The sequence below is a fragment of the Nitrosomonas sp. sh817 genome, assembly GCF_030908545.1.
Lineage (GTDB): Bacteria > Pseudomonadota > Gammaproteobacteria > Burkholderiales > Nitrosomonadaceae > Nitrosomonas.
Genome location: NZ_CP133083.1, coordinates 2,048,250 through 2,065,711, shown reverse-complemented (window position 1 = coordinate 2,065,711; position 17,462 = coordinate 2,048,250). Strand labels below are relative to the sequence as shown.

Genomic DNA, 17,462 nt, shown 5'->3' with positions numbered 1-17,462 from the left:
GGAATGTGCATTAATCGATTATTTACGAAGTACCTGAAAGCGCTTCATTATGCGGTTCAACAGCGGGCAGATTCCGTGAGGTTAATTTGAATAATAACTCCAATATCCAATCGTTACTCGCAAATAAACTCGTTAATGCGACGGTTGTCTTGACGCTGTTGCGGCTGATTTTTACTTGGGTACCTTCAGAAAAATCCCGGCGGCTATTGATTTTATTCAAAGTCAGAATGGCCATGCCAATCGCCCAAAGGCAAAAACGCCGGATGCCTTTTTCGTGGAGCGGTATCAAACTGGTATAGATCAAGGCATTCTGCAAGTGTCCTTTGGCTATTCCTAATAGCTCCGCTAAACCCGCTTGAAAGTTTGTATCTTTCATACCTGGTTGCATATCAGTAAGATGAAAACCATACTTTAGAAAAATGTCTTGCGGCAACCAGCAAGCGCCGCGTTTACGATCATCCCAGATGTCTTTGAGGATATTGGTCATCTGCAATCCCTGGCCGAAAGAGACGGACAGTTTCATCAATGTTGGCTTATGCAGATTAATTTCTTCCGAATAATCACAAAATAATTCGGTCAGCATTTCACCCACGACACCGGCAACGTAATAGCAATATTGATTCATTGCGGGTAAATCCTTTAGGCCATTCAGTGACTCTGTTTCTTGGTAGTCGGCCATGCCTTTAGCCATGATTCGCACACACCGCTCCAGAGCTTTGCGCTGCGCCGCATTAAAACTGTGAGTGACACGGATAACAGCCGGTGTATTTTTGATCAGATCATGTTCGGCAGGGATGGTATGGCTGGATAAAAGCGGGTAGAGCTGCTGCGCGAATTCTTCCGCGGATGCGCTGCCACAGACGACATCCGCAAACATGTCCGACAGTTGCCGGGTTTGCTCGGATGAGAGCGCATTATCGTCTTCAATGGTATCGGTAATGCGGCATAGCAGATAAGCATTGCCGATTACGCGGCGCAAAGCTTCCGGCAATTGCGGAATGGTCAATGCAAAAGTACGTGAGACCCCTTGCAGGATATGGTCCTGATAAAGCTCATCGTCGATACTGGGTTGGCTTGTCATTACAAATTCATCATAGGGCGATACCGCATCTTACTATAATTGAGCGTATCTCCAAATGTAGATTATTTATTGTGGCAGCGTTTGCTCGGATGCGATGAGTTGATCGATGGTTTCACGTTGCCGGATGACGTAGGTTTTATCCTGATCCACCATAATCTCGGCGGCGCGTGGCCGGGTATTGTAATTGGAACTCATGCTCATGCCATAAGCACCGGCTGACATCACCGACAATAAATCACCGGTTTCTACAGCAAACTCCCGGTCATGCCCCAGAAAATCACCGGTTTCGCATACTGGACCGACGACTTGGTATTTTCTGAGTTCTGCCCGGTTGTTAATGACCGGAAGGATTTCATGATACGCGTCATACAATGCCGGGCGCATCAGATCGTTCATCGCTGCATCGACAATGGCAAAATTCCGGGCGGATGTGTGTTTGAGGTACTCGATACGGGTTAGCAGAATGCCGGAATTTCCTACCAAGGAGCGTCCTGGTTCTATCAGTAAGCGTTGTTTGATGTGCTGAGTGCCGGCGCAAAGTGAAGCAACGTAATTCTCAATGGTTGGCGGCGTTTCGTGGGCATAGCGTATACCCAGCCCGCCGCCCAAATCCAGATGCTCGATCTCCAATCCCTGCGATTGCAATGTATTAAGCAATTGGAGCATCTTTTCACCGGCTTGCATAAAGGGGCCGAGTTCCGTTAATTGCGAGCCGATATGGCAGTCGAGTCCTGTAAAACGGATATTCGAATACTGATGCGCGGATTGATAGATGCTTGCGGCGGCACTGGCCGGGATGCCGAATTTGTTTTCCTTCAAGCCGGTAGAAATGTACGGATGGGTTTTGGCATCGACATCCGGATTAACGCGCAGGCTAACCGGAGCAATTTTGCCCATTGCTTGTGCTACTTCGTTTAAGGTGATTAATTCAGCTTCGGATTCCACGTTAAAACACAGGATATCGGCATTTAGCGCCAGTTGCATTTCAGCACGGCTTTTTCCGACACCTGAAAAGACAGTTTTACCCGGATCGCCGCCGGCTTGGAGCACGCGCTGCAATTCTCCGCCCGACACAATATCAAAACCGCTGCCAAGTTGTGCGAAGAGATTCAGTATGGCGATATTGGAATTGGCTTTTACCGCATAGCAGATTAAATGATCGCGGCCGGCAAAAGCTGTTTCAAATTTTTGATAAGCTTTGGTGAGAGCGGATCGGGAATAAACATAACAAGGTGTTCCGAAGGTTTCAGCGATCTTTCGCAACGGCACCGATTCCACAAAAAGCTCATTGCCACGGTAATTAAATTCGGGAAAGCCGCTCATTTCTTTTCGATGTCATGGGTTGTTGCGGGGTTCTCATCGCCGGTTTTGGGTAAATGCAGCGGGCCTTTATGGCCGCAGGCATTCAAAAGGTAAGCTGAAAAAATCATGATAATAAGTAAACGCATGTGAATCCGTTGTTTTGGGGTTGATAAGATACTAACATAACAAAATGTCACGGCTAATAGGATCGCAACGCAGCGCTAGTCGTTAAGCGATACAGAATTCAACCAATCGATTAGCTCGTTGATGATCCGGTTACTGGCGGTACTGATGGCGGAGACAGCCCCAGCAGCATCGGGAGAGGGTGCTTTTGCTGTAATGCTGAGATCTTTTTGCGCCAGCAGCCTGCGTGAATTGCGTTCGATCAAGCTGGCGCGTAATCCGAATGCAACGTGGCTGTCGGTCGTGGTTTCGAACAAATGTACAAGCTCTTTCAACTCGATGTCCAATATCCGGTCGGTTTTTGCGGTGCTGCTGTCCTTAATGACATATTCATTCAACCGGGAGGCAATCCGGTCGCGCAACTGCTGCGTAAACAACGCGGCGGGTGCCGCGATCCAGCGGCTGTTTCCATAAGTGAATGTTTGCGCGGGATTGTGATACATCAAACGATAATGAATCGCGGTGTTATCAAGCCATGCAGGGGATGACACATCGGCTATCAGTAAGCTTTTTTTGGCAAACTGGGATTGCGGTACTTGTGTTGTTGCCGTTTCCATTTCCATATTGGACGGATAAAGCACACCAAAATCATAAGTCGATATCGCACCGGGTGTTTTTTGCAGCGGCGTACAACCCGAGATTAATGAAATAAACAATATTGATTGCAGCATTCTGATCATTGCTGGATTCCTTTCGGTGGCACAAATCCTTCCTCTCCCGGTCCGGGTTGTATCGATGGGCGCCCAAATATCAAGCTTTGCGGATTCTCTTCCAATTGCTGTAACACCCGGTCAAAGTTGCTTGAGTTACGTGCAATGTTGTTACTCAATTTTCTCAATTCGGGAATAGTGACGGCGAGTTCTTGAGCGCTTTCCGCCAAGCTGTCGAAAATACCTTCTTTTTGATTGGCTTTATTTACCGCCAGATTAATTTCCCCCAGCAGTTGATCAAGCCGTTTTACCAGAAAGCTTGATTCGGTTGTCAATTCCGTGAACGACTCCAATACCGGTTGCAAGTGACTGGCGATACCTTCAAAGTTTTTGGTGGCTTTATCGATATTTTGCAGAATTTGTCCAATATGCGTTTGATTGTCATCGTTAAGCAGGTGGTTCATTTTCAACACTAATTTGTTGACATTCGTCAACAAGTGCTGGCCGGAAACCGTGACTTCATCGAATAGCGAGCGACGCATCGGAATGCGCGCATGATCCGGCAGCTTGCCGGTGCCGATGCCGTCATCGTTCAATTGGATATAGGCAAGACCGGTTACCCCTTGATAGCCAAGCTGCGCGTACACGGTATTTTGCAAATTGACGTTTTCATTGACCGCGATATGTACGAGAATTTGCTGCGAATCATCGGGATCGAATTCAATATCTTCAACTTTGCCGATGAGTACGCCGCGGTAATGCACGGAAGACTGAGGATTGAGCCCGCTCACGGATTCCTTTGTGACAACCAGATAGGAAATGCGCTGGATATTGTCGCCGCTAAACCAAGCTGCAACCAAGCCGGCGGCGATGCTGAGAAAAATAACAAAAATGCCGGCTACAAGGGCATGGGCGCGGTTTTCCATGAATGCTCCGAGTGAGTGTTTTGTTCAAGTTTGTGTCGAATGCTTTTGAAAAAGCTGGTGATAAACGGATGCTGGAACCGGCATATTTGCTCCAGCGTGTCGGCGATAATCACTTTCTGATCGGCGAGTACGGCAATGCGGTCGGACAGCGCCACCAGCGTATCCAGATCATGCGTCACCATCACGATAGTGAGATTCAATTCCCGGCGCAGCGAAAGGATCAATTCAACAAAGCTTTCGCTGAGTTCGGGATCCAAACCGGCGGTCGGTTCATCCAAAAAAAGCAGCTCGGGATCCAGCGCTAACGCACGCGCTAACGCGACGCGTTTGATCATGCCGCCTGACAAAGCGGCCGGCATTTTGTCGGCGTGTTCCGCGCCGATGGCAACCATATCGAGTTTGATCATTACCAATTCACGAATCAGATCGTCGCTCAACAAGTGAAGTTCTCGCAGTGGCAGGGCGACATTGTCGAAAACAGTCAGCGCGCTGAACAGCGCACCTTGCTGAAACAGAACACCGGAGCGGTTACGGATATTACTTTTCAGATGATTGCGAAGCATATCATCCCGGGGTTGGCCAAAAATCTTGACGCTGCCTTGCGACGGCTGTTCCAAGCCCAGCATTTGCCGCAACAAGGTGGTTTTTCCGCTGCCCGAGCCGCCGATAAGCGTGAGAATTTCGCCGCGATAAACGCATAAATCAATGCCGCGATGAACCACATGGCTGCCAAACCGGGTATGGAGAGACTCGATCTCAATGACACATTCGGGATTCGGCATGGCGCTAGGTGATTCCTACATCTGAGAACATGACGGCAAATATTGCATCGATAATGATCACCATTGTGATTGCGGTAACCACGGAAGTGGTGGTGCCTTCTCCCAGACTCTCCGTGTTAGGTTTGATTCTTAACCCGAAATGACAAGCAATGAGCGCGATCACCATGCCGCACACAATCCCTTTTCCTAATCCGAGCCATAAATTTGCGATCGGCACGACATCCGGCAATGCCCGCAAGAAATGGTGATAACTCAACCCTAATTGTAACTCAGCCGCAACCATTCCGCCGATTAATGCGATGGCGCTGGTCCACAACACTAATAAAGGCATGGCGATGCCGAGGCCCAAAACTTTGGGCAAAATGAGGCGCTGGCTGTGCGAGATGCCCATGACGGTTAAAGCATCCAATTCCTGCGTGACCCGCATCACCCCTAATTGCGCGGTCATCGACGAACCGGAACGGCCGGCGACAAGAATAGCGGCCAGCATGGGGCCTAATTCGCGGATAATGCTGATGCCAAGGATATTGATGATAAAGATATCCGCGCCGAATATCTGTAATTGCTTGGAAGACAGATAGCTCAATACGATACCGATCAGAAAACCGACCAATGCTGTAATTCCCAGAGCCTGCGCCCCGGTGCGGTATAGATTCGCGGAGATTTCGCGCCAAGGGATTAAGACAGGATGCCGTATCAAATACAATACATCCAGCAGCAATTGACCAATCAGCATGACCAATCCGAGCGCATTACTCCACAATAGCAACGCCAGCCTGCCAAGAGTTGTGATGGGCCATGCTAAATCCCGGCGGCGGGTGCCTGCGCGCAGAACCGGGGTGTGTTCAAGCCGGGCAAACATCTTTTCATGTTCCGGGCGCAACTGCAGATGCGCGGGACGTTGCCCCTTCCAGGCTCGCCAGAGGATCGCTGTTCCGGCGGTATCAAGCTGTTGAATGCGGGTCAAATCCCAGCGGAGGTCTTGATTCTCGGCTTGTTGCGTCAGTTCAGCGGTTAACGATTCCAGGTAGTGCCCCAACGCGGTCAGCGTGTAATTACCCGTCAAAACGATTTGCGTGAAACCATCAGCAATGGTGAGCTGGTACCAGGTATTGAGCGATTTGTGAACAAGTTCAGAGTGCATACATTGCTGCTGGGTTGAGCATATTAAAGTAGCGGCCAAAAAATGATGCGATATCAGATCGGAATTAAAACTGTTGATTCAAGACTCGCGAATTTACAATGAAACCTATTATTTACGATCTATATTAAAACAAAACGGCTGGAATGATCGTGAATTTCGGGGAATTGGAGCGAAGCCTACTTGACTTGAGCCATTTCAGAACGCGCTAATGCAGGATTATCCGAAAAGTATTTTTTGATACCTAGAAACATGGCATCCGCCATCCGGTTTTGATATTGCGTGCTGCGCAATTTGACCTCTTCCTTGGGATTGCTCAAGAATGCGGTTTCGACCAAAATTGACGGGATATCGGGCGACTTGAGCACAGCAAAGCCCGCTTGTTCAACATTGCGTTTGTGCAGATGATTGATGCCGCCAAGCTGCTTTAACACGTATTCGGCCAGTTTGACGCTATCGTTAATGGTCGCGTTGAGCGACAAATCCAGCAGCAATTCTCTGATATCCTTGGATTTTGAGGTGATATCGATGCCGCCCATCAGATCGTTGTCGACGCTGTTTTCCTTATTCGCAAGCCAACTGGCGGTTGTCGAAGTCGCGCCATGTTCCGAAAGCGTGAAAACCGAAGAGCCGTGCGCATGGGATTTGGGATTGGCGTCGGCATGAATGGAAATGAACAGGTCGGCATTGGCGCGCCGGGCGTTGATGCGCCGCTGCGGCAATGAGATATAGTAATCCCCGTTGCGCGTCAAAACGGCGCGCATGTTGGGTTCCTTGTCGATGCGCTCTTTCAGTTTGCGGGCAATCGCCAGCGTGACATCTTTTTCATAAGTGCCTTGTTGACCGACTGCACCGGGATCCTTGCCGCCATGCCCGGGATCGATTGCGACGATTAAAATGCGCGGAACTTTGACTTTTTCAGGTTTGCGATTCTGTGTTGCCGGGATGTTGCCGGGTTGCTTGGCAGGTGTCACGGCAGTTGTCAGTTGTTGCGGTTTCGGCCCGTGCGGGAAAATCCATTGCGCCGGTTTTTCTTTCTTCTCAGCAGTTCCGCTTTGCATCAGCGTCGCGACCAGTTCATCCAGCACATCGGTTTCAAATCCACTGGGAGCGTTGTTAATGACGTTGTCAGTTGCCGCGGTTTGGATTGCCTTATCGGGGTGATGAATATCCAAGATCAAACGATGTGCAAAGTTATCCTTCGGTTCCATCACAAAAGCACGCGGCACGACATTCGACTTCAAGTCGAAAACCAGCCGGATCACATCAGGCTTAAACTGCCCGACACGGATTTTCTGCACGTATGGATCAATCGCATCGACTTTATCCGGCAAAGCGGCGAGTGCTGGGGTGATCTTGGTTCGGTTGAGATCGATGACGACGCGATGCGGATTGCTCAGCATGCTTAGCTCGTAATCCAATGGTTGATTGGATTCCAAAGTAATACGAGTGTAATCGGGTGTGAGTCCCATGCGGGCGGATTTAACCGTCGCATCTGCTGCGATTGCCGGCTGTAGCGCCAGTATGCAGAACAATAGAACAATCAGCTGAAAGACTTGCAGATATGTCCTTGCGGACGCGCAATATGGAGTTCTGAAAAGAGGCGTTACCGGCTGATTGCTTTCCAATGCGTTAAACATTGTTTTCCTGTCTCGGTGCAAGCCTGAATTTCGATTTGCCGGCCAGCATCGAGAACGCTAATAATGCACCGCAGATCCGGCGGTGGTAATAAATCACCCGCTTTTTCAGGCCATTCAACCACGCAAATCGAATCTGCATTAAAATATTCGCGGAAACCTGCTTCTTCCCATTCAAGGTAATCATTGAACCGATAAAAATCAAAGTGATAGAAGTATAACCCAGAGATTTCGTAGATTTCAACCAGATTATACGTCGGACTCTTGACGGCATGCGGGTATCCAAGTCCGCGCAGCATGCCTCGGGTTAGGGTTGTCTTGCCGGAACCCAAGTTGCCGGTCAGATGAATGGCCATGCCGGGTTTCAGGTAAGCCGATAATTTTTCACCAAATTTTAGGGTTGCTGTGTCATCGGCAAGATAACAGGAAAAATTGCGCGCTGACTCAACCGCTGTCGAAAGTTCGTTATGCAAGTAAATACCATTAATACAAAAAAGATTTCAGATTTTGCTGTTTTAGCAACAGCGATCAAAGCCTGGGGCAAGGAACTCGGATTTCACGATGTCCGCATCGCCGATGCGCAGGCGGATATGTCGGCAGTGGAATCCGGCTTGTTCCGCTGGCTGGAACAAGGATGCCATGGCACCATGGATTATATGGCAAAACACGGCACCAAGCGTACCCGGCCCGCGGAATTGGAACCCGGCACGCAGCGAGTCATTTCCGTTTGTATCAACTATGCGCCGCCCGCCGTCAAAAGCAGTTGGGAAGTGATCCACGATGGCAATCGCGCGTTTATTTCGCGCTATGCATTGGGACGCGATTACCACAAGGTGATCCGCGCGCGGTTGCAGAAACTGGCCGACAAAATCACCGAAGCGGCCGGTCCGTTCAATTACCGCGTATTTTCCGACAGCGCGCCGGTGATGGAAGTCGCCTGGGCACAGAAATCCGGTTTGGGCTGGCGCGGCAAGCACACCTTATTACTGAATCGCCAAGCCGGTTCGATGTTTTTCCTCGGCGAAATGTACGTCGATCTGCCGCTGCCGGTAGACGAAGAAACCGCAAGTTATTGCGGCAGTTGCACCCGCTGCATCGACATTTGTCCGACGCGGGCGATCATCGGACCTTACCAAGTCGATGCGCGCCGTTGTATTTCCTATCTGACCATCGAATTGAAAGACAGCATTCCCGAGCCATTGCGGCCGCTGATCGGTAATCGCATCTATGGCTGCGACGATTGCCAATTGGTGTGCCCGTGGAATAAATACGCCAAAATCACCCAAGAAAACGACTTTCACGTGCGTAACGGTCTGGACGATGTCTCGCTCGTCGAATTGTTCGGCTGGGATCAGGCTACATTCGAGACCAAACTAGCGGGTAGTGCGATCCGGCGCATCGGCTATCAGCAATGGTTGCGTAATATCGCCGTCGGTTTGGGCAACGCGCCGTATTCCGCGGAAATCGTCAGCGCACTGCAAGCGCGCGCGGATGATCCATCGGACATGGTGCGCGAACATGTGCAATGGGCACTGCAACAACAACATCAAAAAACAACCGCCATTCGGGAGTCATCAACATGAAAACATCATCAATCATCGGTACGCCGCTGAGTGCATCGGCGAAAAAAGTCATGCTGCTCGGCAGCGGCGAACTTGGTAAGGAAGTCATCATCGCATTGCAGCGCCTGGGTGTTGAAACCATCGCAGTGGACCGCTACGCCAACGCGCCGGGTCATCAGGTTGCGCATCGCGCGCATGTGATCAATATGGCGGACGGTCAGGCGTTGCGGGCATTGGTTGAACAGGAAAAGCCCGATATCATCGTGCCGGAAATCGAAGCGATCGCCACCGACATGCTGGTCGAAATCGAGCAAGCGGGCATTGCCACCGTGATTCCGACCGCGCGCGCCGCCCGGTTGACGATGAACCGCGAGGGCATTCGCTGCCTGGCGGCGGAAACCTTGGGGCTGCCAACGTCGCCGTATGCTTTTGCCAACAGCTTGGCGGAATTGCAAGCGGCAATAGACAATACGATTGGCTATCCGTGCATCGTCAAACCGGTGATGTCGTCGTCCGGCAAAGGCCAATCGCGCATCGATCACGCCGGTGAAGTCGAAGCAGCTTGGGATTATGCCGCCAGCGGCGGCCGCGTCGATCAGGGGTGGGTCATCGTTGAAGGCGTGATTCATTTCGACTATGAAATCACGCAACTGACGGTGCGGGCGCTTGATGCCGGTGGCGGCGTCAAGACCCATTTCTGCGAACCGGTCGGGCATGTGCAAGTGCATGGTGATTACGTCGAAAGCTGGCAACCGCAAGCCATGTCGGCGACGGCGCTGCAACGCGCGCGCGAAATCGCCAAAATTATCACCGATGACTTGGGTGGGCTGGGTATTTTTGGCGTGGAATTGTTCGTCAAGGGCAACGATGTGTGGTTCAGCGAAGTCAGTCCGCGCCCGCACGACACCGGCATGGTGACGATGTGCAGCCAGAAGCAAAGCGAATTCGACTTGCACGCGCGCGCGATTCTCGGGTTGCCGGTGGATACGTCATTGCTGGCACCGGGTGCCAGCGCGGTGATTTACGGGCAACTCGAAGCCAAAGGCATTGCATTCTCCGGCATCGCCGAAGCGCTCAGCGTGCCGCAAAGCGATGTACGTCTATTCGGCAAACCCGAATCGTTTACGCGTCGTCGTATGGGAGTTGCTTTGGCCAATGGCTCGGATACGGATGAAGCGCGAAGCCGTGCTAAACTTGCGGCCAGCCGGGTGATACCGATCAAAGATTAAAACAGCCTGTTAAATTTCAAATTAATTAACAATCAAGGAAAAATATTATGACTATCGAACAATTGAATGCCAATTTCGGCATTACGGGGCAACTGGAATTTATCGCCGGTAACGGCGGCTTGCCGATGATCCAGGTGAAAACCGCCAAAGCCAAAGCGCTGATCTCGATCCATGCCGGTCAGGTATTGTCGTATCAGCCCGCCAGTGAAGCGGAAGATGTACTATTTTTGAGCGCGAAAGCGTATTACCAAGACGGCAAAGCGATCAAGGGCGGCGCGCCAATTTGCTGGCCGTGGTTCGGCGCCGATCCCGAAGGCAAAGGCCGTCCCGGGCACGGCTTCGTGCGCAATCGTGGCTGGAATGTGGTCGTCACCGAAGCGCTGGCGAACGGCGACATCAAAGTCACCGTCGGACTCGACGATACGCCGGAAACGCAAGCCATTTGGCCGCATGCGTTCAGCCTGCGGCAGGAAATCGTCGTTGGCGACAGCTTGAGTCTGTCATTGATCACGCGCAACACCGGCAAAGAAGCATTCACCATCACGCAAGCGTTCCATACCTACTTCAAAGTCGGCGACATCGCGCAAGCCAAAGTACTCGGTCTGAACGGCTGCGACTATCTCGACAAAGCCGGCGGCGGCAACACGCAAAGACATCAAACCGGTGATGTAACCATCGACGCCGAAGTCGACCGCATCTATCTGAACGTCGGCAATAACTTAACCATTGACGACGCGGCCTTGAATCGCCGCATCCAAATCACCTCACAAGGCAGCAAAACCGCCGTGGTGTGGAATCCGTGGGAGAAAATCGCCAAGGATATGGCCGATTTGGAAGATCACGACTATCAGCGCTTATTGTGCGTGGAAACCACTAACGCGGCGGACGATGTTCGGGAAGTTGCACCAGGCGGGGAGTGTCGATTGGTGGCTAATTACAGAGTGGTGCGTAGTTGATTAGTTGATTGTGAATAAGTGATGTGATGTGACCCCTTGTGTGCCTCGCTAGTTGCATAATCAAGTCATAAGGCTTTGCATAATCATGTCAGATGAAGAAAAGAAAGTCGAAAAGATTACTTCATTTTCACTTTTGGCTTTCGTTAAGCCTAAAGAAAAAATTTCAATCAGAGATAAAACGGTTTATCTATACGATCTAAGTTCTGATGCCCTGGAAAAATTAAGTAAGATATTGAAGGGAAAAGAAGATTATGAAATAAGATTCAGAAAGGTACTGCCACTCATATCGAGTCTAAATGAACTAAACAACCACCGGCTTTAGCCGGTGGTTGTTTAGTAAGCTGTAGCCGGTATATTGAAATGAATCCAGTTCGTGCTGATATGGTTAAGCATCCGGCGGATTTCCTTGGCCCAGTTATCACTTTAATGCGTTGGGTGTGAGTAATTCCCTGATCAAGGCGCACACAATTTACACGGCTCTCGGGCAAGATGCTTCTAGCCGTCAATCGGCTTATCGTGCTTTATTTGAGCATCAAATTCCAGAACGAACGGTGGATGAGATCAGAGCTGCAACTAATAAAGCTTGGGCGTTAGGAAATGAGTGGTTTCTTCAACAAGTTACAGATTTGGCACAAAGATAGTCTCAACCAAAGCCACGCAGAGGCGACAAACGATCTAAGGAAACACTGATCTATTCGATCAAATAGATAGACCTGCAAAGGTTAGATAAAATACCTTGCTATTGATAAACATGGAATAGAGCGATGCAATCAAGCTTTTCTGAGCTGGAATATGCGGCAAAGAAGAAACAAACCCGGCGTGATCGTTTTCTGGTTGAGATTGAAGCTGCAACACCGTGGACATCCCTGCTGAATGTTATAGCTCCGTATTATCCGGTTAGCGGTAGGCGAGGTCATCCACCGATTGGTTTGGAACGGATGCTGAGGATGTATATTGTGCAACAGTGCTTTGGTTTTTCGGATGAAGGCGCGGAAGATGCTGTATACGACAGTCAAGCAATCCGCTGCTTTGTTGGTATTGATCTGAATCGGGAAGCAGTACCGGATGCGACGACTCTGCTGAGATTTCGCCATTTGCTGGAAGCGCATCATCTGACGGAATCCATTTTTGATGCAATCAATGCACATTTGGCTGAACGCGGACTATTTCTTCGCGAAGGTACGATTGTTGATGCTACGCTGATCTCAGCGCCTCCTTCGACCAAGAATAGAGAAGGAAAACGCGATAGCGAAATGCATCAAACCAGGAAAGGCAAGCAGTGGCACTTCGGCATGAAGGTACACATCGGTGTCGATGCGCAATCAGGGCTTGTTCATACCCTGATCGGAACGGCAGCCAATGTCCACGATGTTACTCAGGCACAGGCGCTGCTGCATGGTGATGAAACCGATGTATTTGGTGATGCGGGCTATCTGGGCGTTGAGAAACGAGAAGAGAATCTTGAATTGCCCGTAACCTGGCATATCGCGATGCGCCCTTCCAAGCGCAAGGCATTGCCCAAAACAACAGCAGGCGAACTGATGGAGAAGCTTGAACATGCAAAAGCCAGCATTCGTGCCAAAGTTGAGCATCCCTTTCATGTCGTAAAGAATCTGTTCATGCATCGCAAAACTCGCTACAAAGGAATGGCCAAAAATAATGCTCAGATGTTTTCACTGTTTGGGCTTGCCAACTTGCTGCTGGCTCGCCGGTGGTTATGTAGCTCTGACAGCCAGATTGCGTCTTAAAGACAAGAAATGAGCGGAATAAGGCAAGAAATAACGCAATTCAACCCAGAATATGGCAAATTTTAACCCAATATCCCAGAACTGCTCGCTTTGCCCTTGGGGTGTGGCGAATTAATCAGCGTTTCCCTAAAAAGGCTAAACGGGGAAAGATCAATCGAGTCCGATCCTGAGGTCTCCCCTCAAAGTTGCAGCGCAGGATGATCATAACGTAGTCGCTCAAGAGCTTCACGAAATTCGCGCGGCGGGAATGCCGCCATCCCATGCTGCACAAGCTGTAGCGCCAAACTAATCACCGACAGCACGGGCCGAGAGCGGCGCGTGTTGCTCTGGAACTGGAATTCAAGTTGCATCGCCTTTCCCACTTCGCCAATCAGGCGCAACACAAACGAGGCGAGACAGGCGACCAGCAACAGCACGCCCAAGCGGTTTTTCAGTGTGGTGCGGTTTTCGGAGAACCCCAAGCCGAAACGTTCACTCTTCAGGTCGCGGAAAGACTCCTCGATCTGCATGCGCTGGGCATACACGGCAACTACTGCTTCAGCGCTCAGATGCCCGAGGTTTGGGCTTGATGCCAGCAACCACGGCTCACGTTGAGCGCGTGCATTCTTCAGGCTGCGGCTCGATCTTACACGCTTACCAAGACGGCTCCTCTTGTGGCGTTTTTGGCTGGCGCGTTTGACCAACACCAGACGGCACAGCACCGGATGCTTGCGCACATAGTCGTATTGGCCGAGCGACTTCGCCTTGGCGGTGGCGAGCGGATAGAGTGTTTTGCAACCAACCCAGGCATCATCATTCGCCGGGCTGACCATGTCGCGGTTGCGGATGCGTCCGACCCAATACCAGCCCATGCGGTTGACCAGCCTGAACCACGCGCCACGGAAGCCGGCGTCGGTAACCAGGATCGGCACACAACCGGGCGGGAGCATGGCGGCAAGTTTGGAGAGGAATGCCTGATGCACGCGCGGCGATGTCGCGCGCGACTGCGGGTGCACTTGCTCATACAGAGTTACGCTACGGCCTTCGATGGCGACCGATGCTCGCAACAATTGCCATTGCCGGTCAGGCGTCAAATCAGACCAGTCAATGACGATCAGCGGCATGGAGATACCCGCCAAACACTGCCGGGCGAGCGCTTCATACAGGCCCGGGATTTCAGCGAGCAGCGAGCCGTTGCCGAGCAGGCGGTCGATGCGTTTGATGTTGTGCCTGACCGCAACTGCGCCCGACAGGCCGCGCCCCATATCGCTCAGCGTCAGACGGCTGCCCGTTACCACAGCCTCGACAGCGGCCAGCAGACTAGCCAAACGTTTGGCATGAATTTCAGGGAAGTTTGTGGAAAGAATGCGGTGTAAGATTGTGATCGCATGCATGGCAGGTTCTCCTTCGCAGTTTGGTCGCTACGAAAGAGACACTAAACCTGCCTTGCATGTGCTGTTTTGGATGAATAATACGCCCTAGTTTATTGAAACTCAATGAGGTTTTGTGGGGAGACCTCAGAGTCCGATCCCTTTGTTGGGTGAAAGGTTTTTTGGAGAACTGGTGGAGAGTATTTGCCCGTGGTACCGGGATGCGCAGAAAAAGCATAAAAAAGTGAACTCGATGTAATTCCACCAGCGCAGTTCGCTATGGCAAAATACCATCAACCTCTACTTTAGATTGGATCGAAAAAACGAGGAGACTACACCAAGGCATTCGGGCTGTACGGTTTCAAGGAACCACTTCAGCAGTAAATGGCTTGTTTTACTTATGTGCTTCAACCTTGATGCCGCCACTTCCTTTGTAAGAATCGCCTACAGTGGATTCTAATTGGTGATAATGCTGTTTTGCATAAGCAAAAAGACTAAAGCGGTTTTTAATTCCAAGTTTACTGAAAATCGAAGTTAAATGATTACGTAATGTATGCTCACTCATGCATAGTTTAGCAGCAATCTGCTTATTCTGCTCCCCGCCAGTACCATCAGAGAATGCCCTGAGAATCATGCATTCTTTGCGAGTTAACATGGTTATTTTTTCACTACTAGAGTCGGACGGGATTTTTCCTCGAATTCGTGAATTCTGTAATAAAATGCGACCTGTCGTAATTCGATCCAACCAGAGTTCACCTTCATGAATTTTCTCAATGGCTCGGAGTATCGTTTGCATCGATTCTCTTCGGTGCAATACTCCTCTTGCGCCATTAAGTATTGCTCGATCAATTATTTCTTTATCTTGTGTCTCAGTGAAAACTACAACTCGAGTTTTTCCATTGTTTGCAAACTCTGGGATATGGCTTACACAATCAATATTATTAAGAAAGATATTTAATACGATAACATCGGGCTGTTTTTCTATTGCAATTTTTTTAGCATCAACAATGCTTGTCGCAACACCAATAACTTCCATTTTTGGCTTTTCGGCATTTATAAGTTTCTCTAATCCCCATAGGACAATTTGTTGATCATCGACTATCAACACCCTAATTTGTTGCATAGAAAATTGAGCAATCATGTTTTTTGTTTTGTCAATGCCATGATATTGGCAGAAACATGATTCAAAATCAGAGTAATCTTTTCCTTTAGCTTTGCTAATGTTATGTCCAAGTGCCGTTGCAATAGTCATGGTGCGCTGAATTACTAAATCAGACGCATAAGCAGTGAAATAAATGCAGAGATTCGAACGATCAGTTTGTAAATTCAATTGCTGAGCTAAATGAATTCCATCACAATCATTTAATTCCATATCAGTTAATATAAGGTCGGGTTTGTCTTTCTTTACCCTGACTAAAGCTTCTTGGCTAGAGGTGCAAATGCCTGTGATATCATATGCCCATTCTTCTAGCATATTTTTTAATGTTTTTCCAGATATATATTTCTCAACAACAATTAATATCTTGGTTTCACCAAATCTACTATTGTGGGAGATTCTTGTAACTACCCGCTCTGTTTTGTTGGCCATCTAGCGTTACCTTTAAACAGTTACTTTATATAATTTTATCACACTCTAATTTGAGATCAGATAAATAAACCAATGAAAAATATAATATATATTAAAAATTTTAATGCATGCCATGCTTCTGCTTGCTCTATTACTCTATTCGTGATCCGGAGTTTTATAATCAAACTAATGATTTAAAAATTCATACTGTTGCTAATTAACGTTTTCCTGACTTTATTGCGGTTTTAATGCTCAAAACTTTAGTAATATGTTCATGATTATTTATTTTCTATATTATTTTTATCTAATTCTTAATTTTTTGATAAAGATAATCATGTACAAGCGAATTAATTACCACCGGCTAAAGCCGGTGGGTTTGAGTTACGGACTGAAAGTCCGGATACGCGTCGACTAAACGACGCGTCTTATTCCGGCTCCATTTTAAAATTGTCGTTTGGATTTGGCTCAAAATGATGCTCCAAGTATTGTTTGATCATCTCTTCTGTCATCTGACCTACTGTCACGCAGAAATACCCTCGCGCCCAAAAATGCCTTCCCCAGTACCGCTTCTTCAAGTGAGGAAATTCTTCAAACAGATAGCTCGATGTTCGTCCTTTTAGCCGCCTCATGATCTCACTCGGAGCCATCTCCGGCGGACAACTCACCAGAATATGCACATGATCCTTACTTACTACACCCTGTACAATTCTCATTTCAAATGCTTCACACGTCTGACGAACCAACTCTCGTACTCGTTCTGCTACTTCTCCCTTCAGAATCTTATATCTATACTTCGTTACCCATACAAAATGATATTCAATCTGATAAACCGTATGACTTCCATGTCTATAATCCATGCCACACCTCCTGTGTGGCATATTCTCGCAGCTAAAGCTAACCGGCTGAAGCCGGTGGTTTTAACCTTATGATGGACAATAAAAGAAGTGATATCCCTTTAATTAGATTCATGCATTCATTGGCTTTATGCTAACAAGAAAAATATGATGAAGGTATGACAAAACGCACATTTCCCAAAAAATCATGACGGTGTTTCATCGCTTATGAAATGGTCTTACTGGATTGGATAATTTTTCCCAAATCATAAATGGAAGTCGAGCGTTAATGCCTACGCTGTTTTTTTGATTGCAGGCAGGTTATTGAAGCACTCATTGGGCGTTTTATCGTCAAGTGTGGTGTGAGGTCTACTTTGGTTGTAGACATGAATATTTTTCTAAGCCTCGCTCTGCATTACATACGCTGTCGTAGGTATGCAGATACATCTCTTCGCTATTTGATGCTCTTCCAAAGGCCGCTCGACAAACACGTTGTCACGCCAGCTATCCTCGCTA

The 17,462-nt window shown here is 48.9% G+C and carries 17 protein-coding genes; 5 read left to right on the top strand and 12 right to left on the bottom strand.

Annotated elements, in window-relative coordinates:
• Window positions 1-22 precede the first annotated feature (22 nt).
• The 9 genes from RBH92_RS09685 to tsaE all read right to left on the bottom strand — a co-directional run bounded on the left by RBH92_RS09685 (window position 23) and on the right by tsaE (window position 8,175).
• Entirely contained in the window at window positions 23-1,081 is a 1,059-nt protein-coding gene (locus RBH92_RS09685) for a phytoene/squalene synthase family protein (protein ID WP_307931870.1), read from the bottom strand.
• 66 nt (window positions 1,082-1,147) lie between these two features.
• The gene (gene lysA / locus RBH92_RS09680; RefSeq protein WP_307931869.1) at window positions 1,148-2,404 is read right to left on the bottom strand and encodes a diaminopimelate decarboxylase; all 1,257 of its coding nucleotides are present in this window, start codon (window positions 2,402-2,404) and stop codon (window positions 1,148-1,150) included.
• Window positions 2,401-2,529: an LPS translocon maturation chaperone LptM gene (lptM, locus tag RBH92_RS09675; RefSeq protein WP_307931868.1), complete on the bottom strand. Its 129-nt coding sequence runs from the start codon at window positions 2,527-2,529 to the stop codon at window positions 2,401-2,403. Before lptM ends, lysA begins: the two co-directional genes overlap by 4 nt.
• A gap of 75 nt (window positions 2,530-2,604) precedes the next feature.
• Window positions 2,605-3,246 carry an ABC-type transport auxiliary lipoprotein family protein gene (locus RBH92_RS09670; RefSeq protein WP_307931867.1) on the bottom strand — a complete coding sequence of 214 codons (642 nt, stop codon included), beginning with the start codon at window positions 3,244-3,246 and terminating at the stop codon, window positions 2,605-2,607.
• Window positions 3,243-4,142, bottom strand: coding sequence for an MlaD family protein (locus RBH92_RS09665; RefSeq protein WP_307931866.1), 900 nt, complete (start codon window positions 4,140-4,142; stop codon window positions 3,243-3,245). Before RBH92_RS09665 ends, RBH92_RS09670 begins: the two co-directional genes overlap by 4 nt.
• Window positions 4,115-4,924 (bottom strand): ABC transporter ATP-binding protein, encoded by an 810-nt coding sequence (locus RBH92_RS09660; protein ID WP_307931865.1) that lies wholly within the window; start codon window positions 4,922-4,924, stop codon window positions 4,115-4,117. Before RBH92_RS09660 ends, RBH92_RS09665 begins: the two co-directional genes overlap by 28 nt.
• A gap of 4 nt (window positions 4,925-4,928) precedes the next feature.
• On the bottom strand, window positions 4,929-6,068 hold the full coding sequence (locus RBH92_RS09655) for an MlaE family ABC transporter permease (RefSeq protein ID WP_307931864.1): 1,140 nt from the start codon (window positions 6,066-6,068) through the stop codon (window positions 4,929-4,931).
• Window positions 6,069-6,244: 176 nt separating this feature from the next.
• Window positions 6,245-7,705: an N-acetylmuramoyl-L-alanine amidase gene (locus RBH92_RS09650; RefSeq protein ID WP_307931863.1), complete on the bottom strand. Its 1,461-nt coding sequence runs from the start codon at window positions 7,703-7,705 to the stop codon at window positions 6,245-6,247.
• The gene (gene tsaE, locus RBH92_RS09645) at window positions 7,672-8,175 is read right to left on the bottom strand and encodes a tRNA (adenosine(37)-N6)-threonylcarbamoyltransferase complex ATPase subunit type 1 TsaE (RefSeq protein WP_307931862.1); all 504 of its coding nucleotides are present in this window, start codon (window positions 8,173-8,175) and stop codon (window positions 7,672-7,674) included. The genes RBH92_RS09650 and tsaE overlap by 34 nt, the downstream gene beginning before the upstream one ends.
• Here tsaE and queG point away from each other — a divergent pair.
• From queG to RBH92_RS09620, 5 genes are all read left to right on the top strand, one after another.
• Entirely contained in the window at window positions 8,170-9,285 is a 1,116-nt protein-coding gene (gene queG, locus RBH92_RS09640; RefSeq protein ID WP_307931861.1) for a tRNA epoxyqueuosine(34) reductase QueG, read from the top strand. The genes tsaE and queG overlap by 6 nt on opposite strands.
• Window positions 9,282-10,493: a formate-dependent phosphoribosylglycinamide formyltransferase gene (purT, locus tag RBH92_RS09635; protein WP_307931860.1), complete on the top strand. Its 1,212-nt coding sequence runs from the start codon at window positions 9,282-9,284 to the stop codon at window positions 10,491-10,493. The genes queG and purT overlap by 4 nt, the downstream gene beginning before the upstream one ends.
• Window positions 10,494-10,540: 47 nt before the next feature.
• Window positions 10,541-11,449, top strand: coding sequence for a D-hexose-6-phosphate mutarotase (locus RBH92_RS09630; protein ID WP_307931859.1), 909 nt, complete (start codon window positions 10,541-10,543; stop codon window positions 11,447-11,449).
• Between the two features lie 85 nt (window positions 11,450-11,534).
• A complete protein-coding gene (locus RBH92_RS09625; RefSeq protein ID WP_307931858.1) occupies window positions 11,535-11,771 on the top strand; it encodes a hypothetical protein in 237 nt (78 codons plus the stop codon).
• A gap of 442 nt (window positions 11,772-12,213) precedes the next feature.
• Window positions 12,214-13,197, top strand: a complete 984-nt coding sequence (locus RBH92_RS09620; protein ID WP_307931813.1) for an IS5 family transposase — start codon at window positions 12,214-12,216, stop codon at window positions 13,195-13,197.
• A 179-nt stretch (window positions 13,198-13,376) separates the two neighbouring features.
• Here the strand turns inward: RBH92_RS09620 and RBH92_RS09615 are convergent, their stop codons facing one another.
• The 3 genes from RBH92_RS09615 to tnpA all read right to left on the bottom strand — a co-directional run bounded on the left by RBH92_RS09615 (window position 13,377) and on the right by tnpA (window position 16,970).
• Window positions 13,377-14,570, bottom strand: a complete 1,194-nt coding sequence (locus tag RBH92_RS09615; protein WP_307931857.1) for an IS4 family transposase — start codon at window positions 14,568-14,570, stop codon at window positions 13,377-13,379.
• A gap of 370 nt (window positions 14,571-14,940) precedes the next feature.
• Window positions 14,941-16,134: a response regulator transcription factor gene (locus RBH92_RS09610; protein ID WP_307931856.1), complete on the bottom strand. Its 1,194-nt coding sequence runs from the start codon at window positions 16,132-16,134 to the stop codon at window positions 14,941-14,943.
• A 404-nt stretch (window positions 16,135-16,538) separates the two neighbouring features.
• Window positions 16,539-16,970: an IS200/IS605 family transposase gene (tnpA, locus tag RBH92_RS09605; RefSeq protein WP_307931855.1), complete on the bottom strand. Its 432-nt coding sequence runs from the start codon at window positions 16,968-16,970 to the stop codon at window positions 16,539-16,541.
• Window positions 16,971-17,462 lie beyond the last annotated feature (492 nt).